Here is a 24,042-nt window from a genome sequence, read left to right as displayed (position 1 = left end):
CGGGAATGCCCCCCGCGCCGGCTGTCTCGCGCCTCGTTAGTTTTTCTTGGGTAGCGCGAAGCAGGTGCCGCCGAGCGAGGCGTTCGACTTATCGATCCAGATCGGCCGCGTGTAATAGGACAGGTTTTTCGTGCCGGGCTTGTCGCCGGACATCAGCAGCGTCTCGGCTGCGAACATCAGGTCGTGGCCCTGCTCGGTCGCCTTGTAGCTGAGGAACTTGCTGAAATTGCCTGATGTGACCTGGTCGCAATCGAGCTGCGAGCCCTCGCCTGAGGCGAACACCTTCACGTCGTCGATCTTGCCGGCATTGCGGATCGCCTGCGCGGCGCCCGACTCCATGATGCCCCAGAAGCCGATCGACGCGCAGAGATCGGGATGCTGCTGGATCACGGTGGCGGTGATGTTGAGCGCGGTGTTGGCATCCCAATTCGCCGCCTGGTTCGACACCACCTTGATGTTGGGATCCTTGTTCAGGACATCCATGATGGCACCGACCTGATCGACGCTGGCGGCTGCGGTCAATTCGCCCTGCACGATCTGCACCTTGCCCGATTTGCCGGAGCCGGTGCCGCAGGCCTTGACGGCTTCGTTCGCGAGCATCCTGCCGATCTCGCGCCAGTCGACGCCGACAAAGGCGCCGGACTTGTAGTTCGAGGCCATGTTGACCTGGATCACATGGGTGCCCTGGGCCTCGGCGCGCTTCAGATCCTTCATCAGCAGCGTCACGCTCGGATTCTGCACGATCAGGACGTCGGGCTTCTGGTCGACCAGCGCGGTCAGCGCCTGCTGCATGGCGGAGGGATTGTTGTTGGGGTCGCGCACGATGTATTTCATGCCGCGCCACTCGGCCTCTTCCTGCACCACGCGGCCCCATTCGTCGGACAGCGGCACGCCGAGCGCAATCGGCAGATAGGCGACGGTCTTGCCCTGCAGCGACTTGTCGTAGGCGGCGCGCAGCTCGCGCCCGGCCTTGGTACCTTCCTCCTGCGCCGATGCCGCGAACGGCATCGCGGCGAGCGTCACCCCGGCGAGCAGGGTCGTCCAGAACTTGGTCGTCTTCATCGTCTCCTCCACACAAAATTCTTTTGATTGATTGGAATTGTTTTTTTGATTGGCGCGGCGCGCTCAGTCGCCTTGTTTCAGTCTCCTTGCCGCGCAGTCTCCTCGTCACGGGGATGCAGCCAGTTGTCGAGCACGATCGCGGCCAGCAGCACCACGCCCTTGATGATGTTCTGCACCTCGCTGTTGACGTCCATGATGGTGAAGGCGTTGAGCAGCGTGCCGATCAGGACACAGCCGACCACGACGCTGAACACGCTGCCGCGGCCGCCGATCAGGCTGATGCCGCCGATCACGACGACCAGCACGACGTCGAAGATCATGGTGCCCTGGGTGATCGCCATCTGCATGCTGCCCGTGGTACCGACCCAGACCAGGCCTGCAATCCATGCGAGCAGCGCAACCAAGACGTGCTCCAGCACAATCAGCGGACGCAGCGGAATGCCGGTCAGCCGCGCGGCCTCCGGATTGTCGCCCTGCGCATAGATGAAGCGCCCGATCGAGGTGCGCGATAGGAACAGGTGCATCGCGATCGCACAGACCGCGAACACCAGGATCGGAACCGGGATGCCGAACAGCCGCCCAGCACCGAGATACATCAGGCCCGGCGCGTCCTTCGGCGCGTAGACCACCCAGGCCGGCGCGATCCAGAACGCCAGGCCATAGATCACGAAGCCGGCGGCCAGCGTCACGAACAGCGCCGGCGCCTCGACGAAGGCGACCATGACGCCGTTGACGACGCCGATCAGCACCGCAATGTCCAGCGCCAGCAGCACTGCCGTGAAAAAGGGCATGCCGTTCTGCATGTAGATCAGTGCGATCGCCCAGGAACCCGCCATGATCGCGACCTCGGAGAGGTCGATGCCGCGGCTGATCACGATCAGCCCCATGCCGAGGCCGAGCACGCCGAGGATGGAAATACTGCGCAACAGGTTGAGGAGATTGGAGACTGTGGCGAAACCGTTCAGCGTCAGGCCGAACACGACCAGAAGCGCAATCGTGATCAGGAGCACGATCTGCTCCTGGCTCGGCTTTGCGAACATTGAGCCCGAGCGAGATGATGCCGCAGGGACAGCAACGCCGCGCGATGGCGATTGCACGCTCATCGTTTCCTCCAGGTATTATTTTGCTTGAGACTTTAAGAGCGCCCACTCATATTCGTCAAATGCATTCGACGGATACGGATTGATTATTTCCATGCATGTGCGCGATATCGATCTGAACCTGTTCGTCGTGTTCGACGCGATTTACACCGAGGGCGGCGTCAGCCGTGCCTGCTTCCGCCTCAATTTGACCCAGCCCGCGGTAAGCCATGCGCTGGGCCGGCTGCGCGCGATGTTCAACGATCCGCTGTTCGTGCGCCGCCATCACGTGATGACGCCGACCCCGCTGGCGCGCCAGATCATCACCACGGTGCGCCAGGCGCTCAACGGCCTGGAGACGACGCTGACCCACACCAACCGCTTCGATCCGGCCAGAACGCCGAAGCGGTTCGTGATCGGCCTGCGCAACAACCTCGAGGCGCCGATGCTGAGCGCGCTGATCAACCGCATCAGCACTGTCGCGCCGCTGGTCGAGATCGCGACCGTGCGCAGCGAGCGCAACAATCTGGAGCGCGAGCTTGCCGCCGGCACGCTTGATGTCGCGATCGATACGCTGCTGCCCCTCTCAACCGAGGTGCGGCGCGAGCAGATCCTGACCGAGCATATCGCGGTGTTCGCCCGGCGCGGCCATCCCGAGCTCGGCAAGCGGCTCGACAAGAAGGCGTACCTGCGCCTGGAACATGTTTGCGTGACGTCGCGGCGCAGCGGCCTGTCGTTCGAGGACTTCCAGTTCCAGCGGCTCGGCCTGACCCGCACCGTGCGCCTGACCTGCCAGAATTTTGCAACCGCCTGCCACGTGGTGAGCCGCAGCAACATGCTGCTGACGGCATCGGAGAGCGCCGCCTCCGTGCTGGAGGATCCCGGGCTGTTGCAGTGCTTCCCCTGCCCGTTCCCGATCAGCCCGCACGTCAATTATCTCTATTGGCATGCCACTGCCGAGGGCGACACCACCAATCAATGGCTGCGCGAGCAGCTGCGCGCCGCCGCGGCGTTGCTGGCCGGCAGCCGTTTCAGCAAGAACAACCGCCGTGCGGCCAGGGCACACCCCAAAGTGGGCATCCCGGTGCCGACCAGCCTCGCCGCGGAGTAGCGGCGGAGTTCAACTCGGCTAGAGTCCGCTCAGGCCGCTGTCGACCGCAAGCGTCTGCGCGGTGACGTAGACGCTTTCATCCGACATGAAGAACAGAACCGCATAGGCGATCTCCCACGCCGTCGCCTGGCGGCCGAACGGAACCTGGCTCTTGCCGCGCGACGGCCGGCCCGCGCCGGCCTCGCGGCCATTCGGCGTGTCGACCAGCCCGGGATAGACCAGATTGGCGCGGATGCCGCGCCGCGCGCCGGTATGCGCGATGTTGCGCATCAGGCCGCCGAGCGCGGCCTTGGAGGAATCATAGACCGCCATCTGCGATCCCGCCTTCAGCGCCGCGATCGAGGAGATGAAGACGATCGAACCGCCATCGGCGAATTTGGGCAGAGCCGCGCGGCAGCACAGCATCGGGCCGCGGACATTGACGTCGTAGATCCTGTTCCATTCCTCGGCGCTGACATTGTCGAGCCCGGTCTTGCCGAAGGTACCGATGTTCAGCACCATGCCGTCGAGACCGCCCATCGCGTGGTGGGCCTCGTCGATCATCCTGATGACATCGGCCTCCCTGGTGACATCGGCAGCGATCCCGAAGGCTTGGCCGCCGTCATCGGCGATGCGCGCGACCGTATCCTCGGCGGAGCCACGGTTGAGGTCGGCGACCGCGACATGCGCGCCTTCGCGCGCGAACAGCAGGCTCATCGCGCGGCCGTTGCCGATCGGATCGGTCGCGGCATCGAACACGCGCTGGCCGCCGCCGACCACCAGGATGCGGCGGCCCTTGAGGCGGCTCCTGCCCGGCGCGGTGCCTGACGATTCCGCGCTCAGCGGACGGACATAGCGCTCCGGCTTGGGGTCTTGCGAGGTCCCTTGCTTGGCCTCTTGCGAAGTCTCCGACATCCCATCAACCCCGCTTCTTGCCGCCCTCATAGACGGCCATGCCGGCGGCTGGATCGAGGTCTGTCTCGGTCGCCTCCGTCAGCCGCGCCATCATCATGTAGAAGCCGAGCGTGACGATCGCCTCGACGATCTCCTGATCGCTGAAGTGCTCGCGCATGCCGGCGAAAGCCGCCTCGCCGACGCGGACCTTCTCGACCACCTCGCGGCCGAAGCCGAGCAGCGCACGCTCCGCCGCGTCGAGCGCGGCATCATCGTAATTGCCGCGCTCGACGGCATCGATCTGCGCTTGCGTCACGCCGACGCCGAGCGCGATCGGCACATGCTGCCGCCACTCATAAGCGCCGCCCTCGAGCTGCGCGGCCTGCAGGATCAGCAGCTCGCGATTGACCGCCGACAGCTTCTGCTTGTGCAGGATCGAATTGGCGAACCGCATCGCCGGGATCATGTTGGCCTCGGCGTGAGCCATCATGCGGAAGATATTGAGCTTGACCGGCATGCGGTCGAACGCGGCGCGGATGTCGCCGCTCGTGGTGTCCGGATCAATCAGAGGCAGCCTTGCCACGCGTCTCTCCCTTTTTTCGTTGCTTCTTGTCCAATGTGTCTGCGTCCTTTGCCGCAATCAGCGACAGGAAGAACGCGAGATAGCGGTCGATCGCCTCGATCACCTTCGGCCGCGGCGAGGCCTGCGCGCCCATCACATAATGTTCGAGCCTGACATAGATCAGGCCGGCCGCGAACAGCCGTGCCGCCTCGCGCGGGTCTGAGGTCGAGATCAGTCCGGCGAGCGCGAAGCCGCGGAAATAGTCCGTCATCAGGTTCTGTTCGCGCGCGTAGAAATGGTCGGCGAACTTGGCGCGGATGCCGGGCACACGGTTGCGCTCGGCGGTGATGACCTTCTGGAACTGATGCTCGCGCGGATCCGACCATTGTTCGACGAGGTCGAGCGCGAACTGGCGGCAGAACGCCGCCGGCTGCCGCGCGAGCTGCCGGTAGCGCGGCGCCTCGAGCCGGTCGGCCGAACTCGCCGGACCGTGCTCGCTGACGATCGCCTCGAGGATCGCGGCCTTGCCTGGAAAATGATTGTAGAGGCTGCTCTCGCGGATGCCGACGCGGCGCGCGAGCTCGCGCATCGACGCGCCGCCATAGCCGCTTTGCGCGAACAGGCTGAGCGCCTCGCTGAGGATGCGCTCGCGGGTGGAGGTCACGACCGCCTCGGCCGCGCTGGATGTGGAAGCCGCCATACCGTCTTGACTAACGAACGATCGTTCGTTAGTCAACGTACGAACGATCGTTCGTCTGTACGGCAGCGGTCACGGCCCGCACGCCGCGCAGGCGCGAAGTATTCGCGTTTCAACTCCGCTCCGAAGAGGCGGAGAGCAATCTGGGGAGATTCCGTCATGGCGCGCCTCGTCCGCTCTCATTTGCGCGCGGCCTTTTTGCTGCTGCCGCTGATCGCCGCCGGCACCGCACGAGCCGAGAGCCCGAAATACGATCCAGGCGCCGACGACAAGACGATCAAGATCGGAACCACCGCACCGCTGTCCGGCCCCGTCTCGGCCTTTGCGCAGATCGCGAAATCGGCGGAAGCCTATTTCCGCAAGGTGAATGACGAGGGCGGCATCAACGGCCGGCGGATCCAGATGATGATCGCCGACGACGCCTACAGCCCGCCGAAGACGGTGGAGCAGACGCGTCGCCTGGTCGAGAGCGACGAGGTGCTGTTGATCTTCGGCGGCGTCGGCACGCCGACCAACAGCGCCGTGCACAAATATCTCAACGACAGGAAGGTGCCGCAGCTCTTCCTCGGTTCGGGCGCAGCGAAGTGGGACGATCCGAAGAATTTTCCGTGGACTGTCGGCTGGCAGCCGACCTATCGCGACGAGGCCATCGCCTACGCCAAATACATCAAGGCGAGCCACCCGAACGCCAGGATCGGTGTGCTCTATCAGAACGATGACCTCGGTAAGGACTATCTGAAGGCGCTGGAGGAAGGCCTCGGCAGCACCGAGGCGATCGCGGCGCGCGCGGCCTACGAGACCACCGCCCCCACCGTCGATACGCAGATCTTGCTGCTCAGGAGCAGCGGCGCCGACGTCGTGCTGGTCGCGGCAACGCCGAAATTCGCGACGCAGGCGATCCGCAAGATCGGCGAGATCGGGTGGAAGCCCACCACCATCATCTCCAACGTCTCGGCCTCGATCAGCGGCGTGCTCGAACCCGCCGGAAAGGACAATTCCACCGGCGTCATCTCGAGCCAGTACCTGAAGGACTCGACCGACCCCGCGCTCAAGGACGATGCCGGCTACAAGGAATGGGTCACCTTCATGGACAAATATCTGCCCGACGCCAACAAGAGCGACTGGCTCAATGTCTACGGCTACACCATCGCGCAGACGCTGGCCGCGGTGCTGAAGGCCGCCGGCAACGACCTTACCCGCGCCAATGTGATCAAGCAGGCGACCGGCATCAGGGATCTGCATCTGCCGATGCTGATCAACGGCACGGCGGTCAGCAATTCGCCGGAGCGGTATACGCCGATGACCAGCCTGCAACTGATCCGCTACGACGGCACGCGCTGGGTGCCGTTCGGCGAACTCATCAAGAACTGAGCACCGCATGCGCCAGATCACGATCGGCAGCATGCGGATTGATCGGCTGGTCGAAATCCCCGCGCTCGCCTTCGACAAGACATGGCTGTTCGCCAACGTCACGGACGAGGTGATCGCCGCGAACCGAAGCTGGCTCGATCACCGCTACATCGAGCCGGAGACCGGTCGCTTCATCCTGAGCCACCACTCCTATCTGGTGCGGACGCCGCGCTGGACCGCGGTCGTCGACACCTGCTGCGGCAATCACAAGCCGCGCCCGCGCGTGCCTGCCTGGAACAATCTCAACCAGCCCTATCTGGAAAACATGGCCGCGTTCGGCGTGCGGCCCGAGCAGGTCGACTTCGTGATGTGCACGCAACTGCATGTCGACCACGTCGGCTGGAACACGCGGCTGATCAATGGACGCTGGGTGCCGACCTTTCCGAAGGCGCGTTATCTGATGGGACGCGCCGAGTTTCGCCACTGGGAGGCAGCGCACCGGGCGAACCCGCCGACGCCGGTCAATCACGGCGCGTTCGAGGATTCGGTGCTGCCCGTTGTCGCGGCCGGTCAGGCCGAATTCGTCGAGACCGATCACCTGCTGTTCGACGACCGCGACGCGGGCCTGTGCTTTGCGCCGGCGCCGGGCCACACCGCCGGCAACATGCAGATCCATCTCAACGGCATCGGCGATCATGCCGTGATGTCGGGCGACGTGATCCATCATCCGATCCAGTGCGCGGAGCCGTGGCTGTCGAATGCCGCCGATGTCGATCCCGCGGCAGCGCTCGCCACCCGTGTGACGCTGCTGGAGCAATTGGCGGACACGCCGAGCTATCTGCTGACCGGGCACTTCCCCGCCCCGACCGCGGGCCGCGTGGTCCGGCATGGCGAGGCCTTCAGGTTCAGGTTCGAGGGTTGAGCGTGTGAGCCGCGGCCACGGCGGCCGGGATCGAAGTCGGATAGCGGGGTTCAGCCATGCGGTTCCGCGCTTGAATCGGCTGCTGCGGGCGGGCATAAGGGCTGCCATCTCCCCTAAAAAATGGCCATAGCCCAAGGATTTACGATGCCCGCCTATCGCTCCCGCACAACCACCCACGGCCGCAACATGGCGGGTGCCCGCGGCCTGTGGCGCGCCACCGGCATGAAGAACGAGGATTTCGGCAAGCCGATCATCGCGGTGGTCAACTCCTTCACCCAGTTCGTGCCCGGGCATGTGCATCTGCAGAACCTCGGACAGCTCGTGGCGCGGGAAATCGAGAAGGCGGGCGGCGTCGCCAAGGAATTCAACACCATTGCGGTCGACGACGGCATCGCGATGGGCCATGACGGCATGCTCTACAGCCTGCCCTCGCGCGAACTGATCGCCGACAGCGTCGAATACATGGTCAACGCGCATTGCGCCGACGCGATGGTCTGCATCTCCAACTGCGACAAGATCACCCCCGGCATGCTGATGGCGACGCTGCGCCTCAACATCCCGACCGTGTTCGTCTCGGGCGGCCCGATGGAGTCCGGCAAGATCCTGCTCAAGGGCAAGAAGCGCGCGGTCGACCTGATCGATGCGATGGTTGCCGCGGCCGACTCCAACGTGTCGGACGAAGAGGTCGAGGCGATCGAGCGCTCGGCCTGCCCGACCTGCGGCTCCTGCTCCGGCATGTTCACCGCCAATTCGATGAACTGCCTGACCGAGGCGCTTGGCCTCGCGCTGCCCGGCAACGGCTCGGTGCTGGCGACGCACGCCGACCGCAAGAGCCTGTTCGTCGAGGCCGGCCATCTGATCGTCGATCTCGCCCGCCGCTATTACGAGCAGGACGACGCCAGGGTGCTGCCGCGCAACATCGCGAACTTCAAATCGTTCGAGAACGCGATGACGCTCGACATCGCGATGGGCGGATCGACCAACACCGTGCTGCATCTGCTCGCCGCCGCGCGCGAGGGCGACGTGCCGTTCACGATGGCCGACATCGATCGCCTGTCCCGCAAGGTGCCGGTGCTCTGCAAGGTGGCCCCCTCGGTGCCGGACGTCCACATGGAGGACGTGCATCATGCCGGCGGCATCATGGCGATCCTCGGCGAGCTCGATCGCGCCAGGCTGCTCACGACCGACGGACCGATGGTGCATGCTGAGACGCTCACCGACGCATTGAACCGCTGGGACGTGGTGCGCACCTCGAGCGACAAGGTGCGCAACTTCTACTGCGCCGCGCCGGGCAACGTGCCGACCCAGGAAGCGTTCAGCCAGGATCGCCGCTTCGAAGAAGTCGATCTCGACCGCGCCGAGGGCGTCATCCGCAACGCCGAGCATGCCTATTCGAAGGACGGCGGCCTCGCCGTGCTGTTCGGCAACCTCGCCGAGGACGGCTGCATCGTGAAGACTGCCGGCGTCGATCAGAGCATTCTGAAATTCTCGGGCCCGGCCCGCATCTTCGAGAGCCAGGACGCCTCGGTCGACGCCATCCTGACCAACAAGGTCAAGGCCGGCGATGTCGTGCTGATCCGCTATGAAGGTCCGCGTGGCGGCCCGGGCATGCAGGAGATGCTCTATCCGACCAGCTATCTGAAGTCGAAGGGCCTCGGAAAGGCCTGCGCACTGATCACCGACGGCCGCTTCTCCGGCGGATCGTCGGGCCTGTCGATCGGGCACGTCTCGCCGGAAGCCGCCGAAGGCGGCCTGATCGGCCTCGTCGAGGAAGGCGACATCATCGAGTTCGACATCCCGAACCGCAAGGTCAACCTCAAGGTCGATGATGCCGAGCTCAAGCGTCGCCGCGCGGCGATGGAAGCCAAGGGCAACGCGGCTTGGAAGCCGGCCGCGCCGCGCAAGCGCGCCGTCTCGACCGCGCTGAAGGCCTACGCGGCGTTCGCGAGCAGCGCGGCAAAGGGTGCCGTGCGCATCCTACCGGAGTGAAACAATCCAGAGCCCTGTGCCGATTCAATTGGAACGGGGCTCTGGACGCATCAGGTCACCTGCAAGTCGGCCGCTTCGATCCGGATGCGGTCGGCATGCAATGACCAGTCGCAGAGTGCCTGTTCCTGACAGAACATGAGCTTGGCCATCTCGGTGGCCTGGCCTTCGCTCGAGGCGTCGACCTCGAGTTCGCCCTGGCAAACTTCGCGCTGGCGGCCGTTGCCGCCGAGCACGTCCTTCATGAATTGAACGACGAAACGCGACATGGAACCCTCCCTGCTGCGCCGGCAGAGCCCGGGGGTACCACGTTAGCACTAACGCGAAATGGTGTTGAGTTAATTCAGCGCGCGCGGATGCGGCGCTTCGCGGCGGTGGAAAACTAGGCGCCGGCCTGCGGCAGGCTGGCGGCAGCGATCGCGACGATCTGCGCAATGCGGCGGCCGATCCTGGCGGGCGCGTTGCGGAGCAATGACTGGACCTGTCGCATGACACTTCTTCCTTCCGTGCCTCGAACGGGCGGGCACGAAGGGAAAATGGCGATTTCGGGCTAAGCCGTCGATATCTCGGGGAAAATAGCAACGGACGCGTTGCCGGGCGCCGTTTCGACAGTGGGTTTATTGCCTCGATCGAGGCCAACACGAAGGAGATTTTCTCCGATGTTTTGCGCGCGCAACAACGCTCGCACGACCGGCCATTTGCGCGAGCACGCACCGGCGGACAGTTCCCTCCGCCCCTGCGGTGTCTCCCCCGTAAGGCCGGGCGCTTGCACGATTTCTGTATATTGGAAATGCACCCCTGAGTTGCCCGACGCGTCAAGCTGCCCGATCGAACCGCCGGCAGCCCGCCGGCTACTTTGCATGGGGTTGTTTTCGATATTTTGGCCGCGCGCAGCCGCGGCCTCCACAAGGGGGAGGTCTGACCAGCGTGCCGACCTCACCTGGCTGACTTCATCGTCGACAGCAATGATCGTCGACCTACCCCGGCGTGAACCCGAACGCCTTCTCGAACCGCTTGGCGTAGACCGGCCAGACCTCGGGATTGATGATGCGCGGCGGGCGTTTGCCGTCGAGTGCGTCGAGGATCTGCTCGGCGGCGATCCTGCCCATGTTGATGCGCGCCTCGCGGGTGACGCCGGCGGTGTGCGGGCTCGCCAGCACGTTGTCGAACTGCAGCAGCGGATGATCCGGCGGCGGCGGTTCCTTGGACCAGACGTCGAGGCCGGCGCCGGCGATGCGCTTCTCTCGCAATGCCTCTTCCAATGCCTTCTCGTCATGGATGAAGCCGCGCGCGGTGGTGATGAAGTAAGCGTGCGGCTGCATCAGTGCGAATTCGCGCGCGCCGATCATGCCTCGGCTCTTGCCGTCCAGCGGACAGGAGATCGAGACGAAGTCCGCGCGACGCAAGAGATCGTCGAGCTCGACCTTCTCCCCGCCCCGCTTCGCCATCTCCTCGGCCGCAAGGTACGGATCGTAAGCGATCACCTTCATGTGCAGCAGGCCCTTGCACAGCTCGGCGATGCGGCGGCCGACATTGCCGAGGCCGACGATGCCGACGGTCTTCTCGTTCAGCTCGTTGCCGATCAGGTCGTTGCGGTTGACGTTGGCCTCGCGCCGCAGCCTGCGGTCGGACTGGATGATGCGCTTCGACAACGTCAGCATCATGCCGAGCGCGTGCTCGGCGACCGAGTTGGCGTTGCCGCCGGACTGGTTGACGACCAGCACGCCCGCCGCGGTGCAGGCATCGACATCGACCGGATCGAAGCCGGCACCGTTCGAGGACACGATCAACAGGTTCGGCGCGCGCTTCAACAGTTCGGCATGGGCATGGAAATGCGGCGCCAACTCGTCGCGGGCGGCGCCGATCTGATAGGCATGTGCGTCGGCGAGAACCGGCGCGAACGTCGCCTCCGGCGTCTCGTTCTCCAAACGGTCGAGCCGGACATCCGGCCGCTTCTTCAGGATGTCGACGTACATCTCGTGGGCGAGGTATTTGACGTAGAACACGCGCTTGTTGTTGACGGTCATGTCTTCGGGCAGCTTTCAGTTTGGGAAGCCATAGAGTCGTGCGGGATTATCGACGAGGATGCGGTGGCGTGTCGCGGCGTCCGGCGTCCACGCCTGGAACAGCGTCAGCAGATGGCCGGCGTCGGGCATCTCGCCCTCGACGCGCGGATGCGGCCAGTCGCCGCCCCACACCAGCTGTTCGGAGTTGGCCGACACTAGCGCCTCGTGGAATGGCCGCGCATCCGGATAATCCGGCGCGCGCTGGCTCAGGCGATGCGCGCCTGACAGTTTGGCCCAGCACCAGCCCTCGCCGACCGCGCGCAGCAGGCTCTGAAAGCCCGCGGTGTTGATGCCAGCGGCCGCATCGGTGCGGCCCATGTGATCGACCACGACCGGCAGGCCCAGTGCCTTCAGCGCCGGGACAGTGTCAGGCAAGTCCTTGACGTCGATCCAGAGCTGCAGATGCCAGCCGAGCTCGGCCATCACGGGTGCGTGTGTCGCGGCGACGCCGAGTGGAATGCCGCCGCGATAGTGCAACTGCCCGCCGCGGAAGAAATGGTTGAAGCGCAAGCCACGCACGCCGAGCACATGCCATTGCCGCAGCGTGCCCGCCGCCACATCGGCATCGGCCACCGCGACGCCGCGCAGCCGCGCCGGCTCGCGTTGCAACGCATCGAGCATCGCCGAATTGTCGTGGCCATGCGCGCTGCCCTGCACCAGCACGCCGCGGGTGAAGCCCAGTGCATCGAGCATGCCGAGATAGCTCGCGAGCGGCGCGTCGGGCGGCGTGTAGCTGCGATCGGCGGCATAGGGGAAGCGGTCCGACGGGCCGAATACATGCGCATGCGTATCGCACGCCTTTGGCGGCAGCTTCTCTCTCGGCGGCGTCACCGGACGCGGCGGCAGGCAGGCGGGAATCTCTGATTCAGCCATCTTCCTACTCCGCCTTCATGCCGGCGGCCTTGATGATCGGCCCCCATTTGTCGTAGTCGGCCTTGATCTTGGCGGCGAACTGCTCCGGCGTCGAGCCGATCGAGATCGCGCCGAGCTTGCCCAGACGGTCCTTCACCGCATCGGTGTTCACCGCCGCAACGAAATCATGCGAGATCTTCGCAACGAGATCCGCAGGCATGTTGCCCGGTCCGAGCAGCCCCCACCACACCTCGGTGTCGTAGCCCGGCACAGTTTCCGACATGCTGGGCACATCGGGCAGGAACGGCGCACGCGACGCCGTCGTCACCGCCAGCGCACGAACCGTTCCGGCCTGCAACTGCCCGACCGATTCCGGCCCGTTGTTGAACGACATCGGAATCTGTCCGCCCAGCAGATCGTTGATCGCCGGCGCACCGCCCTTGTAGGGGATGGCGTTGAGATCGATCTTGGCAATGCTGTTGAGCAATTCGCCCGCCAGATGGGTCGAGGTGCCGTTGCCGGCATGGGCAAAGGACAGGCTGCCGGGCTTGGCCTTCGCCGCGGCGATGACATCGCCGACCGACTTGAACGGCGAGTCCGCGCGCACCAGCAGCACATTCGGCGACGAGGCGAGCAGCGAGATCGGCGAAAAATCCCTGAACGTGTCGTAGGGCAGTTTGGGATAGAGGAACGGATTGGTGGCGTGGCCGCTCGCCACCATGATCAGATTGTAGCCATCGGGCGCGGCGCTTGCGATCGCCTGCGAGGCGATCACCCCGCCGGCGCCGGGCCGGTTCTCCACCACGATCGACTGCGTCCAGGTTTTCGACACGGCTTCGGCGAGTGTCCGCGTCAGCACGTCGACGCCGCCGCCCGGCGGATAGGGAACGAGAATATGAACGGCCTTTGCCGGGTATGGCTGCGCGGACGCGAGGCCGGCCACAACCATGGCCACTGCCGCAATGGCGGTCCGCCAGACCCATCCGGCCATCGACGCCTCCCGTCCCTTGATCGTTCCGTCCCTTTGTCGTTACCGCCTGTATGGCACGCCGGTTCGGCGCTGCGATGACCGAATTGCGCAGATCGCGATGCGGTCGGGGCATGTTGACAATCGCAGGCACCGCGTCAAGTTTTGGATCGCAAGCGAACATCAGCGTCGCGTGACAAGGGAGAACAGGATGGCGGCCGCGGAACAAGCCTCGTCCCAGAAGACGGCGACCACCTGGCACGGCATCGTGCTGCAGACGCTGAAGCGGAACGAGATCAAGCTGGTGCCCTATGTGCCCGACCGGGTGCTGACCACGCTGATCAAGGACCTGCATGCCGATCCCTATTTCACCACGTTTCCGACCGCGCGCGAGGAGGAGGCCGTCGGCATCGTCTCCGGTGCCTGGATGGCCGGGACACGCGGCGCGGTGCTGATGCAGACCTCGGGTTTTGCCACGCTTGCCAACGTGCTGGCCTCGCTCGCGGTGCCCTACCAGATCCCGCTGATCATGTTCGTCTCCGAACGCGGAACGCTCGGCGAGTTCAATTACGGCCAGGCGCTGGTCTGCCGCACCATGCGCCCGGTGCTGGATTCGCTGGCGATGGAACATCACACCATCACCCGGCTCGACGAACTTGAATTCATCGCCGACCGCTCGATCAAGCAGGCCGTCACCACCCAGGCGCCGGTGGCGCTGATCCTCTCGCCGCTGTTGACCGGCGGCAAGACCTTCGACAAGTGAGATCAGCCATGACCAGCACACAAGCGCGCAACACCAAGGTGATGAACCGCTTCGAGCTCACCCAGCGCCTCGTCGCCGGGCTGAAGGACGAGGCCGTGATCGGCGGCATCGGCAACACCAATTTCGATCTTTGGGCCGCCGGCCACCGGCCTGAGAATTTCTACATGCTGGGCAGCATGGGACTTGCGTTTCCGATCGCGCTTGGCGTCGCACTGGCGCAGCCGAAGCGCCGCGTGTTCGCGCTCGAAGGCGACGGCTCGCTGTTGATGCAGCTCGGCTGCCTCTCGACCATCGCAACGCTGGCCCCGAAGAACTTGACCATGGTGGTGATGGACAACGGCATCTACCAGATCACGGGCAGCCAGCCGACGCCGGCCGCCGGCCACACCGACATCGTCGCGGTCGCGCTCGCCAGCGGGATCGCGAACAGCTCCTGGGCCGCCGACGAGGACGATTTCGAGCGGCTGATCGAACAGTCGAAACAGGCCTCCGGCCCGACCCTGATCGGCGTCCGCATCGACGACAAGCCCGGCACCGGCACCACCCGCCGCGACCCCGTGCAGATCCGCGAGCGGTTCATGAGCGGGATGGGGGTCAGGCAGTTGCTGTAGGACAAGCTGCCGCGACATCTCCGCCCGTCATTGCGAGCGTAGCGAAGCAATCCATCTCTCCATACACGCTGAAAGATGGATTGCTTCGTCGCTTCGCTCCTCGCAATGACGGCAACGTCGCTCAATTCAACCTCAACTCCGTGATGTGCCGCGGATCCGGCGCGAGTTCGCCGCGTTCGACGCGCTTGACGATGTCGGTCAGCGCGGCGTTGGCATTGCACGCGAGGCCGAGCTTCTCGCCCTCGCGCACCACAAAGCCGTTGAGGAATTCGATCTCCGTGCGGCGCCCCTTCTGCATGTCCTGGCCCATCGAGGGGCGCTGTGCGGATGAGGTGCGCTTGGCATCCTTGAAGCGCTGCTCGTCGCAGGCGCGCGTCGCGGCCTCGTCGCCCTCGCCGGCCCGCGCGATGGTCTCGGGCGGCAGATGCAGGATCTCTTCCAGCTGATAGCCCTGCGCCTGGCCGACGCGGATCGCCTCGCTGCCGAGCCGCGTCGAGAAGCGGCGCAGCGGTTCGCTTTGCAGCACCTCACCGCCCGCTAGACCCGTGCAGGCCGACAGTCCGTTGCCCATCACGTTGGCGACGAGCTTGGACCAGCGTTCGCCCCAGAGATTGGAGGTCACCTTTGCGCTATCGGAGTAGCCGACCAGCCGGCAGACTTCCTCCGCCCGCGCGGTGATGCGGCCATGTACCTCGCCGGCGCGAAACACGGTATGCGCGGCGCCACCCTTGCCGGCGCCTCGGTGGATATGGCCGGGCTCCGGCAGATTGACGGTGATGCTGCTTGCGATGCAGCCGAGTGTCTTGCCCCAGCCGACGATGCCGGCGATCGTCTCCTCGTTCATGCAGTTCTGCAGCGACACGACGTAGCCGTCGGCCGCCAGATATTGCCGGATCAGCATCGTCGCCCAGGCGGTGTCGTAGGACTTCATGCAGACGAAGGCGATGTCGACCGGCTTCTCCTTCGCCAGCTGCTGCGCGTCGGTGACATCAAGCGCGCGCACCGGCACCGAGAACTCCACAACATCCATCGCGTGCGTCACGCGCAGTCCGTGCTTGCGCATGTGCGTGACATGCTCGGGCCAGGGATCGATGAAGGTGACGTCCTCACCCGCCTGAACCATATGCGCACCGGCATAGCCGCCGACCGCACCCGCGCCGACGATCGCGATCTTCCGACCCATGTTTCCACCCTGCTCTTGAGGCGGCCGCTGGCTGCGCCCGCTTGTTGCGGACCAGTCTAGGGGATCGGACCGTCAGGCCAACCAGGCGCCTCATGAAAAAAGCGGGCCTGTGCCATGCCGGTATTCATGGGACCACGAAAATCCCCGCGGGCGATTTGCCCGCGAGGATTATGTTTCTCCACATCTGTCATTGCGAGCGAAGCGAAGCAATCCACGCTTCAGCATATGTGGCGCGATGGATTGCTTCGTCGCTATCGCTCCTCGCAATGACGGGAAATAAACGCGATCAATCGATGATCTTGACAATCCGGCGGGTGCGCGGCTCCACGATCACGCGCCGGTCATTGACGATCGCGTAGCGATATTCGGTGTAGCGCGGCACCGGACGCAGCACGACGGGGTCGGGCAGCGGCTCGCCGACCACGACGCGTTCGCGCACCACGACCGAGGGTTCGTCACGCGGGATCGAGGTGATCACCGCATTCGGAATCTCGAGGCCGGCACCGACCGCAGCACCAACGGTGCCGCCGACGATCTCGCCAACCGGGCCTGCGATCTCGCCACCGGTCCGCGCACCGTTCGCGGCACCCGCCGCAGTCGTGGACTGTGCGAACGCCGAACCGGACGCGAGCAGCGATACAGCAGCAACAAGGGAAACAGCAAAACGCTTGTTCATCATTCTCCTCCTCCGAGCTATGAGACGCCCCTTCAACATCGCAGGGAACGAGACGTTCCAGTTCCAACTCGGCAACTTGCGCGCAAATTCCAGTTCCGCAGCAACTCGCTTCAGTTCCGGCACAAACGAAAATGCTGCTCCGGATAATGTCCGAAGCAGCATTCATCGTTGGTTCAGATTCAGAGATGGTTCAGAGCAGGAGCGCGCTGCGCGCCGTTCATTCCGGCGGTTTTTGACCGGCTCGTCGTCTTGGCGTTCGCCGTCTTGGAGGTGCTTTCGCAGGGGCGTCAGCTGAAGGTTTGATGCGGATTCGCGTCGTCCCGCCCTTGGGCTGCTCGATCTCGAACGCGTTTGTCCTGCGCACCAGCTCGCTCAGGGTGCGGAAGCCGTAAGTCCGTTGATCGAAATCCGATGCCAGATTGGCCAGTTGCCGTCCGACCTCGCCAAGCGTCACCCAGCCGTCCTCGCTCGCCATCTGGCCGATCACCTTCTTGAGGATGGGCGTGGCGGCGTCCGGCGGCTGCAACGGCTGGGCACGCACCGCCGCGTCCTGATTGCTCGTCACGCCGCCGCGCAAATTCTCGGTATAGACGAACCTGCGGCAGGCCTGCCGAAAACTCTCCGGCGTCTTCTGCTCGCCGAACCCGAAGACGTCGATGCCGTGCTCGCGGATGCGGGCGGCAAGCCGGGTGAAATCGCTGTCCGACGACACCAGGCAGAATCCATCGAACCGGCCGCTGTGCAGCAGGTCCATCGCGTCGATCACCAGGGTGATGTCGGATGCATTCTTGCCGGTCGTATAGGCGAATTGCTGCTGCGGGATGATGGCGTGCTTGGACAGAATGTCGGCCCAGCCCTTGGACCTCGGATTGGAGAAGTCGCCATAGATGCGGCGCACGCTGGCCTCGCCGATCTTGGCGATCTCCTCGAACAGCCCATCGGCGATCCTTGCAGATGCATTGTCGGCGTCGATCAGGACCGCCAGACGGGGCGAACGGAGTTCGGAAGGCATGGCGTCTCTCTGCTGGGATACGATGGATCAAGATGCGCGCACAGTTCCGGAACCGGCGCAGCCGCCGCATCGGAGCACATCGTGCGTCCCAAGCATAGGGTCGGTGGCATTGCCGGGACTTTCGCGGCGAATGCACCCTTGGGTGTGGTCAGATCACCTCGCCCATATCGATCGCCCGCCTGGCGAACTCGATGGCCTTCTCGGCGGTGATCGCATCCGCTGTGGTCGTCGCCTCGTCGCGCACCGACGGCGGAGACGCGATCCGGATCTTCTTGCCGTTCGACCGGCGGATGGTCGCGCGCCAGCGATCGACATCGCGCCGGTAGGCATCGATGACAAAATCCCGATAGGTGACGCCGCTCATGAGCGGCTGAAGCGACGCCGCTTCGAGACCGGCCGGCCGGCTTGCGACATCGCGCACCAACTCGACAATCATCACGACCGCATGCTCACGCGCGGCACCGGTCGCGTCCCTCAGCAGATAGCTCACCGCTGCGCCGATCTGCGCCCTTGCGCGATCGTCGCTCGCAAAATCCAAATCGACCTGAACTGACATGATGGGGAAAACGCCTCCTCCGGACCCGCTATCGGATACCTCCCGGCATCCGGTACACTGCAACAGGAAGACCTTTAGTCGGCCCCCCATTAAAGCCGGATTATCGGACAGGCCCCGATTTCTCGGATGCCGCTAACCGGGCTTTGATGCCGCCTCGGAAGATGTCCGAAGCGGCATCGAACGTCGATCAGGTCACAGCAGGCCCGCGCTCCGCGCCGATTCGTCCCCGGCCCGGTCGGGCGCCGCAGGCCGGCCCACGCTGCCAATTCGCGCGTGATCACCAATTGACATATCACTGCTATCCGTGTGACATTTTATAGAACGGGCCGACAAGAGCCCGGCAACGTCCACTTGGGGAGGACAGCATGACCGTTTCCGACGTCACCGCATCGGCCGGAAGTCGGGCTCCGGCCGCCGTCGCGCGCACCGCGCAGGCGCAGCAGGTCGCCGACATCGCGGCACGGCTCGAACGCCTGCCGCTGACCTCCTATCAGCGCTGGATCTTCGGCATCATCGCGACCGCATGGTTCTTCGACAGCATGGACCTGGCCGCGCTGACCTTCGTGCTCGGCTCGATCCGCCAGACCTTCGGCCTGTCGACGGCGGAAACCGGGCTGCTGTCCAGCATGAGCTTCCTTGGCATGTTCGTCGGCGCCGCGTCCGCCGGCCTGCTGGCCGACCGTTTCGGCCGCGCCCGCGTCTTCCAGGTCAGCATGATCTTCTGGGGATTGGGCAGCCTGTGCTGCGGCCTCTCGACGACGGCGACCGCGCTCGGCGCATCCCGCCTGCTGCTCGGCTTCGGCATGGGCATGGAGTTTCCGGTCGCGCAGTCGATGGTCTCGGAGATCATGCCGGCCAAGAACCGCGGCCGCTACATCGCGTTCCTCGAAGGATTTTGGCCGCTCGGCTTCATCGCGTCGGGCCTGTTGACCTACTTCGTGCTGCAGGTCGCGGACTGGCGCTGGGTCTTCATCCTGCAGGCGATCCCGGCCGTGTTCGTGCTTATCGTGCGACGCTACGTTCCGGAATCGCCGCGCTGGCTCGCGTCCCACGGCTATTCCGAGCGCGCCGAAGCGACCGTGCGCGACATCGAAAGCAGGGTCCGCGATCGTTTGGGCAGCAAGGAACTGCCGCCGGTGGTTCGCCAGGCGGCCGCGCCCGCGTCGGAAGTGACCGGCCTGAGGACGCTGTTTTCGGGCATCTACGCCAAGCGGACCACGATGTTGTGGACCTTGTGGTTCTTCGCCCTGCTCGGCTTCTATGGTCTGACCACATGGCTCGGCGCGCTGTTGCAGGCCAAGGGCTTCCCGATCACCAAATCGGTATTCTACACCATCATGATCTCGCTCGCGGGCATCCCCGGCTTCCTGGTCTCGGCTTGGCTCGTCGAATCCTGGGGTCGCAAGGCGACGCTGGTGATGAACCTGCTCTGCGGCGCGATCGCCTGCCACTTCTATGGTTCGGCGGCGGACCAGACCCAGCTCATCCTTGCCGGCCTCTGCATGCAGTTCTTTCTGTTCGGGATGTGGTCGGCGCTCTACGCCTATACGCCTGAACTGTACCCGACCCATGTCCGCGCCACCGGAACCGGCTTTGCCTCTGCTGTCGGCCGAATCGGGTCGCTGATCGGCCCCTATGTGATCGGCGTAATCTTGCCTGCGGCGGGACAGAGCGGCGTGTTCGCGCTGGGCGCCGGCGCGTTCGTGGTGGCGGCGCTGGCGGTGCTGTTGCTCGGCGAGGAAACCCGCGGCCGGACGCTGGAGAGCATTTCGCACTGATGATGCTCGCTGTTCGCTGCACGCAACCGGATTCGGTGTAGCGCCGATCGGAGCGGCCTTGTCAGTGCCATCAGGGCGTGTGAGATATCTGCTGTATAGCAGCACGCAAGATCCCGATGGCCGATTCGAGCAAACGATCCAGCACGGTGCGCGCCCGCGCAGCAGGAAGCCGCCGGCCGGCGCGGCCATCGTCCGCTGCTGCCGGCAAGCCACGCGCTGCCGCGCAGGCCATGCTCCCGCAAGCCGATGTCACCCTCACCGATCGCGCCTATGCCGAGCTGGAAGAGCTGATCGTGACGCTGCAACTGCCGCCCGGCACCGCGCTGTCCGAGCTCGTGCTCGCCAAGCGGCTCGACATCGGCCGGACCCCGATCCGCGAGGCGTTGCAGCGGCTGTCGCGCGACGGCCTCGTCAACATCCTCGCCCGCCGCGGCGTGCTGGTATCGGAGATCGACCTGCGCGCCCAGCTCCGTCTGCTCGAGGTGCGGCGCGAGCTGGAACGGCTGATGGCGCGCGGCGCCGCCGAGCGCGCCACCACCGAGCAGCGCAAGCAATTCTCCGAGATCGCCGCCGGCATGCGCCGCGCGTCGGAAAAATCCGACGATCTGCTGTTCATGCGGCTGGATCACCAGTTCAACACGCTGATCTCGGCGGCGTCGCGCAACGAGTTCGCCTCCCGCGCCATGGGCCTGATGCACGGCCTGTCGCGCCGCTTCTGGTACCAGCATTACAAGGAAGCGGCCGACCTGCCGCTTGCGGCGCGGCTGCATGCCGATGTCGCTGAAGCCGTCGCCGAGCGCCGCGTCGACGCCGCGGGCGCGGCCTCCGACAGCCTGATCGACTACATCGAGAGTTTTGCGCGTTCGACGCTATAAGCGTTCAGAACTCGACGACCGTGCGGATCGACCGTCCGCGCCGCAGCACCTCAAAACCATCATTGATGCCGTCGAGGCTGCAGCGGCCGGTGATCAGTTCGTCGAGCTTGAGCCGGCCGTCGAGATAGGCCTGCGCCAGCAACGGAAAATCGCGCCGTGGCCGCGCGCCGCCGTAGCTCGAGCGGCGAAATCGCTTCTCGCCCATCAACGCGCCCCAGCGGAAACTCACGTCTTGCGTGACGTCGATCTTGCCGAGCCAGATCACCTGACCGCCCGGCCGCACCGCCTCCGCGGTCTGCCGAAATGCCTGGGGATGGCCTGCCGCCTCGAGGATGACGTCGGCCCCTCGTCCGTGCGTCGCCTCCTTGGCGAACTGCACCGGGTCTTCGCGCGCCGCGTTGACGGTGTGGGTGGCGCCGAGTTGCCGCGCCAGCGCAAGCTTTGCATCATCGAGGTCGACCGCGATAACAGCGCCGGCGCCGGCGAGCCGGGCGCCCTGCACCGCCGCCAGCCCGACCGCACCGCAGCCAGTGACCATCACGATATCGCCGTGGCCGATGGCGGCGACGTTCAGCGCGGCGCCAACGCCGGTCATGACGCCGCAGCCGATCAGGCAGGCGCGATCGAACGGGATGTCCTTCGGCACGACGATCGCCTGCTGCGCCGGCAGCACGACATATTCCGAGAATGCGCCGAGGAACATCAGATGCGCCAGGCTGCCGCCGCCCGCGAGCTGCGCCTTCGACGCGCCGTCGAAATGCACACCTTCCGCGCCCCTGGCGAGGTAGGTCTCGCACAGGATGGGTTGCGCGCGGTCGCAGTGAAAGCAATGCCCGCAATGCGGATTCCAGGACAGGATCACATGATCGCCAACGCGTACGTCACGCACCGCGCTGCCGACCTCCTCGACCACGCCGGCCGCCTCGTGCCCGAGGATCATCGGCAAGGGATAGCGCAGCGATCCGTCGATCACCTCCAGATCGGTGTGGCAGAGCCCCGCGGCACGCACCTTCACCACGACATCGGTCGGCGTGGGCGGCGCAAGCGAAACGCGCTCGATGGAGAGCGGCGTTCCGCTTTGATGCAGCACCGCCGCGCGACAGGTCAGGGTCATCTCATATTCTCTCGCCCGGAAATCCGCGTGGGTTAGGCCGTTGGTCCGGACCGCAGCGCCGCGACCGCCTCGTCGAGATCGGCCGAGGAGAGCTCCCATTCATTGCCGAAATTGGCGACGATGCGCCGCATGAAGCTCTGGTGCAGCGCCTTCGCCGCAGCCGCGTCGTGCAGATGATCATAGAGCAGCGCGAAGGCCAGCTGTGCCGGCTCGGGCCCCTCATAGCTCCATTCAAAACCGTGCTCGGTGAGCCGAAGCTGGTCGTAGTGCGGTGACAGCGGCTCCCCGTCGACCAGCACGGAAATGCCGTCGATGGTGCGGTCCCCGGCATAGCTCGCCATCGGAGTCTCCCTGTGCTGCAGCATCATGTCAGGATCCCGGTGGGCGCATCTTGAGGTCCTTCTTGACGACCTCGGGGAAGATCCACATCGCGACCGTGGCGAATACGCCGAGGAAGGCGACCGCATAGCTCGGTCCCTGCTGTCCGAGATAGACCATGAAGAAGTACCCGCAGGCGGCCGTGGCGAGGCACGCCAGCGACAGCATCAGCTTGATGTGGCTCGGCATCGAGACCTCCCCTTAGATCCACATGTGGAACGATGGTGCAGCCACGCCGACCAGCAGCGCCAGCGCCGCAATCATGGCGCAGCAGGACAGCCGCAATCCCGCGCGTCCGTCGCGCCACCAGTCCGGCAAGGCCTGAAACAGCCCCGGCAGGAACAGGAACAGCACACCACCCACCACAACGACGGTGGTCCAGCGCAGCTCGACCAGGGCGAATGCCAGCGTGCCGGCGAGCAACATCGCCCATAGGGCGGTCGTCATCGTCACCGCCAGAACCGCGCGTCCACGCAACGGATACATGCCGGCGAGCTGCAGGAAGCCGATGCAGCAAACGCTCCACAGCAGGCCGAACCAGGCGAGGCCGGCGAGATTGGGTTCAAGCTGCGGCATGCGGCACCGATTGCTCCTTCACCGCGACCCGCGGCGTCCGCGCCGTGCGTCGCATGTCGGTCTTCACGTAGCGCGTGCTGTAGCCGTTGAAGACGTGGCCCAGCAGGCCGCGGTTGAGATCGGAGGTGCCGAACACATAGTCCATCACCGGGAAGGTCAGGTTCATGTTCCGCTCCATCATGATCGACTGGTTGTGATGGGCGGTATGATGCCGGCGGATGGTGTTGACGAACGGCATGTTGCGCACGAAGGCGTTTTCCTCGACGTGGCAGCAGAAATGCATGAATTCGTAGATCAGATACATCGACGTGGTGGTGGTGATCAGCAGCCAGCCGGTATTGGCCGAGATCACGAGGCCGGCGACGATCGCCGGCGGGATCGACATCAGGGTGAACACCACCAGCGCATAGGGCGGGAAGAAGGTGACGCGCCAGTCGTGATGATCGGCGAAGCGCATCTCCTCCTCGGTGAAGAACTGATGGTGCATCAGGGTGTGGCGGCTGTAGATCGCGCGCAGCAGCGGCACATTCGACGGCCGGTGCATGACGAAGCGATGCACCGCCCATTCGAAGAAGTTTGCAATCAGGAACACCGCCGGAATGGTGAGGTATTCCCACCATTTCACGTCGTGCACATTGGCCAGATAGACGTACAGCGCGGTGAAGCCGATCGTGTAGATCAGCACGACGTGCAGCCAGCCATTGTACCAGCCCACCACGCGCTCGCGGTAGGTCGCGCGATATTTGCGCTGGCGGTCGGTCATCCCTGTTGCAGCCAACTCCATCGCGGCGTCCTCCATCATTCTTATCTGACATATCAGTAGCACATCAGATGCGAAAGGCAAGCTGCCTTGGTGGGCGGCATGCGATCGGGAAGCAGGGACGGCGCGCGGAACCCGCGCAGGACGGAGCAGCAAAGCCCGGGCTGGTTTCGAACGATCGGGCTGCTATCGCCCTCCCCGCCCACCTCGGCGGCAAGGCTCAGACAGGAGCC

Annotated in this window: 26 protein-coding genes; 8 read left to right on the top strand and 18 right to left on the bottom strand. The window is 65.0% G+C overall.

Annotation, left to right across the window (positions count from 1 at the left end):
• Positions 1-36: 36 nt before the first annotated feature.
• A complete protein-coding gene (locus tag ACVIGA_RS35900; RefSeq protein WP_456669724.1) occupies positions 37-1,062 on the bottom strand; it encodes a sugar ABC transporter substrate-binding protein in 1,026 nt (341 codons plus the stop codon).
• Between the two features lie 77 nt (positions 1,063-1,139).
• Positions 1,140-2,165 carry an ABC transporter permease gene (locus ACVIGA_RS35895; RefSeq protein WP_456669723.1) on the bottom strand — a complete coding sequence of 342 codons (1,026 nt, stop codon included), beginning with the start codon at positions 2,163-2,165 and terminating at the stop codon, positions 1,140-1,142.
• Between the two features lie 79 nt (positions 2,166-2,244).
• On the opposite strand from ACVIGA_RS35895, the gene ACVIGA_RS35890 reads away from it, so the two are divergent.
• Positions 2,245-3,252: a LysR family transcriptional regulator gene (locus ACVIGA_RS35890; protein WP_456669722.1), complete on the top strand. Its 1,008-nt coding sequence runs from the start codon at positions 2,245-2,247 to the stop codon at positions 3,250-3,252.
• An 18-nt stretch (positions 3,253-3,270) separates the two neighbouring features.
• Here the strand turns inward: ACVIGA_RS35890 and ACVIGA_RS35885 are convergent, their stop codons facing one another.
• Genes ACVIGA_RS35885 through ACVIGA_RS35875 form a run of 3 tightly spaced genes read right to left on the bottom strand, consistent with a single transcriptional unit; the run spans position 3,271 to position 5,387 of the window.
• Positions 3,271-4,146 (bottom strand): SDR family NAD(P)-dependent oxidoreductase, encoded by an 876-nt coding sequence (locus ACVIGA_RS35885; RefSeq protein WP_456669721.1) that lies wholly within the window; start codon positions 4,144-4,146, stop codon positions 3,271-3,273.
• Positions 4,147-4,150: 4 nt separating this feature from the next.
• A complete protein-coding gene (locus ACVIGA_RS35880; RefSeq protein WP_456669720.1) occupies positions 4,151-4,708 on the bottom strand; it encodes a carboxymuconolactone decarboxylase family protein in 558 nt (185 codons plus the stop codon).
• Positions 4,686-5,387 (bottom strand): TetR/AcrR family transcriptional regulator, encoded by a 702-nt coding sequence (locus tag ACVIGA_RS35875; protein WP_456669719.1) that lies wholly within the window; start codon positions 5,385-5,387, stop codon positions 4,686-4,688. The genes ACVIGA_RS35880 and ACVIGA_RS35875 overlap by 23 nt, the downstream gene beginning before the upstream one ends.
• Before the next feature lie 156 nt (positions 5,388-5,543).
• Between ACVIGA_RS35875 and ACVIGA_RS35870 the strand changes: the two genes are divergently transcribed.
• From ACVIGA_RS35870 to ilvD, 3 genes are all read left to right on the top strand, one after another.
• Positions 5,544-6,755, top strand: coding sequence for an ABC transporter substrate-binding protein (locus ACVIGA_RS35870; protein WP_456669718.1), 1,212 nt, complete (start codon positions 5,544-5,546; stop codon positions 6,753-6,755).
• A 7-nt stretch (positions 6,756-6,762) separates the two neighbouring features.
• Positions 6,763-7,656, top strand: coding sequence for an MBL fold metallo-hydrolase (locus ACVIGA_RS35865; RefSeq protein WP_456669717.1), 894 nt, complete (start codon positions 6,763-6,765; stop codon positions 7,654-7,656).
• Between the two features lie 144 nt (positions 7,657-7,800).
• Entirely contained in the window at positions 7,801-9,645 is a 1,845-nt protein-coding gene (ilvD, locus tag ACVIGA_RS35860) for a dihydroxy-acid dehydratase (RefSeq protein ID WP_456669716.1), read from the top strand.
• Positions 9,646-9,695: 50 nt separating this feature from the next.
• On the opposite strand, the gene ACVIGA_RS35855 is transcribed toward ilvD, so the two are convergent.
• From ACVIGA_RS35855 to ACVIGA_RS35840, 4 genes are all read right to left on the bottom strand, one after another.
• Positions 9,696-9,911 carry a hypothetical protein gene (locus tag ACVIGA_RS35855; RefSeq protein ID WP_456669715.1) on the bottom strand — a complete coding sequence of 72 codons (216 nt, stop codon included), beginning with the start codon at positions 9,909-9,911 and terminating at the stop codon, positions 9,696-9,698.
• 708 nt (positions 9,912-10,619) lie between these two features.
• Positions 10,620-11,669: a hydroxyacid dehydrogenase gene (locus ACVIGA_RS35850; protein WP_456669714.1), complete on the bottom strand. Its 1,050-nt coding sequence runs from the start codon at positions 11,667-11,669 to the stop codon at positions 10,620-10,622.
• 15 nt (positions 11,670-11,684) lie between these two features.
• A complete protein-coding gene (locus ACVIGA_RS35845; protein ID WP_456669713.1) occupies positions 11,685-12,581 on the bottom strand; it encodes an amidohydrolase family protein in 897 nt (298 codons plus the stop codon).
• Positions 12,582-12,585: 4 nt separating this feature from the next.
• Positions 12,586-13,551: a Bug family tripartite tricarboxylate transporter substrate binding protein gene (locus tag ACVIGA_RS35840; RefSeq protein WP_456669712.1), complete on the bottom strand. Its 966-nt coding sequence runs from the start codon at positions 13,549-13,551 to the stop codon at positions 12,586-12,588.
• Positions 13,552-13,738: 187 nt separating this feature from the next.
• On the opposite strand from ACVIGA_RS35840, the gene ACVIGA_RS35835 reads away from it, so the two are divergent.
• Together ACVIGA_RS35835 and ACVIGA_RS35830 are read left to right on the top strand one after the other, a co-directional pair.
• Positions 13,739-14,290 carry a thiamine pyrophosphate-binding protein gene (locus ACVIGA_RS35835; protein ID WP_050405122.1) on the top strand — a complete coding sequence of 184 codons (552 nt, stop codon included), beginning with the start codon at positions 13,739-13,741 and terminating at the stop codon, positions 14,288-14,290.
• Between the two features lie 8 nt (positions 14,291-14,298).
• Entirely contained in the window at positions 14,299-14,901 is a 603-nt protein-coding gene (locus tag ACVIGA_RS35830; protein WP_456669711.1) for a thiamine pyrophosphate-dependent enzyme, read from the top strand.
• Positions 14,902-15,022: 121 nt separating this feature from the next.
• Here the strand turns inward: ACVIGA_RS35830 and ACVIGA_RS35825 are convergent, their stop codons facing one another.
• The 4 genes from ACVIGA_RS35825 to ACVIGA_RS35810 all read right to left on the bottom strand — a co-directional run bounded on the left by ACVIGA_RS35825 (position 15,023) and on the right by ACVIGA_RS35810 (position 18,328).
• A complete protein-coding gene (locus tag ACVIGA_RS35825) occupies positions 15,023-16,084 on the bottom strand; it encodes a ketopantoate reductase family protein (protein ID WP_456669710.1) in 1,062 nt (353 codons plus the stop codon).
• 286 nt (positions 16,085-16,370) lie between these two features.
• Complete coding sequence (locus tag ACVIGA_RS35820) at positions 16,371-16,760, bottom strand: DUF1236 domain-containing protein (RefSeq protein WP_456669709.1); 390 nt, start codon at positions 16,758-16,760, stop codon at positions 16,371-16,373.
• 217 nt (positions 16,761-16,977) lie between these two features.
• Entirely contained in the window at positions 16,978-17,772 is a 795-nt protein-coding gene (locus tag ACVIGA_RS35815; RefSeq protein ID WP_375780048.1) for an NYN domain-containing protein, read from the bottom strand.
• Positions 17,773-17,920: 148 nt separating this feature from the next.
• Entirely contained in the window at positions 17,921-18,328 is a 408-nt protein-coding gene (locus tag ACVIGA_RS35810) for a hypothetical protein (protein ID WP_456669708.1), read from the bottom strand.
• Between the two features lie 365 nt (positions 18,329-18,693).
• Between ACVIGA_RS35810 and ACVIGA_RS35805 the strand changes: the two genes are divergently transcribed.
• Complete coding sequence (locus ACVIGA_RS35805) at positions 18,694-20,106, top strand: MFS transporter (RefSeq protein ID WP_456669707.1); 1,413 nt, start codon at positions 18,694-18,696, stop codon at positions 20,104-20,106.
• A gap of 116 nt (positions 20,107-20,222) precedes the next feature.
• Positions 20,223-20,981: a GntR family transcriptional regulator gene (locus tag ACVIGA_RS35800; RefSeq protein ID WP_456669706.1), complete on the top strand. Its 759-nt coding sequence runs from the start codon at positions 20,223-20,225 to the stop codon at positions 20,979-20,981.
• 4 nt (positions 20,982-20,985) lie between these two features.
• Here ACVIGA_RS35800 and ACVIGA_RS35795 read toward each other — a convergent pair whose 3' ends face one another.
• The 5 genes from ACVIGA_RS35795 to ACVIGA_RS35775 are packed head-to-tail and all read right to left on the bottom strand — an operon-like array spanning position 20,986 to position 23,833.
• Positions 20,986-22,095 carry a Zn-dependent alcohol dehydrogenase gene (locus ACVIGA_RS35795; RefSeq protein ID WP_456669705.1) on the bottom strand — a complete coding sequence of 370 codons (1,110 nt, stop codon included), beginning with the start codon at positions 22,093-22,095 and terminating at the stop codon, positions 20,986-20,988.
• Positions 22,096-22,127: 32 nt separating this feature from the next.
• A complete protein-coding gene (locus ACVIGA_RS35790; RefSeq protein WP_456669704.1) occupies positions 22,128-22,436 on the bottom strand; it encodes a DUF6166 domain-containing protein in 309 nt (102 codons plus the stop codon).
• Between the two features lie 28 nt (positions 22,437-22,464).
• On the bottom strand, positions 22,465-22,662 hold the full coding sequence (locus ACVIGA_RS35785; RefSeq protein WP_024579640.1) for a hypothetical protein: 198 nt from the start codon (positions 22,660-22,662) through the stop codon (positions 22,465-22,467).
• Positions 22,663-22,674: 12 nt separating this feature from the next.
• Positions 22,675-23,049, bottom strand: a complete 375-nt coding sequence (locus tag ACVIGA_RS35780; protein WP_456669703.1) for a hypothetical protein — start codon at positions 23,047-23,049, stop codon at positions 22,675-22,677.
• Positions 23,036-23,833, bottom strand: coding sequence for a sterol desaturase family protein (locus tag ACVIGA_RS35775; RefSeq protein ID WP_456669702.1), 798 nt, complete (start codon positions 23,831-23,833; stop codon positions 23,036-23,038). Before ACVIGA_RS35775 ends, ACVIGA_RS35780 begins: the two co-directional genes overlap by 14 nt.
• Positions 23,834-24,042: the final 209 nt, after the last annotated feature.

It is taken from the genome of Bradyrhizobium sp. USDA 3240 (genome assembly GCF_054063295.1).
The sequence above is the reverse complement of the archived record's forward strand: the minus strand, read 5'-3'. Positions and strand labels throughout refer to the sequence as shown.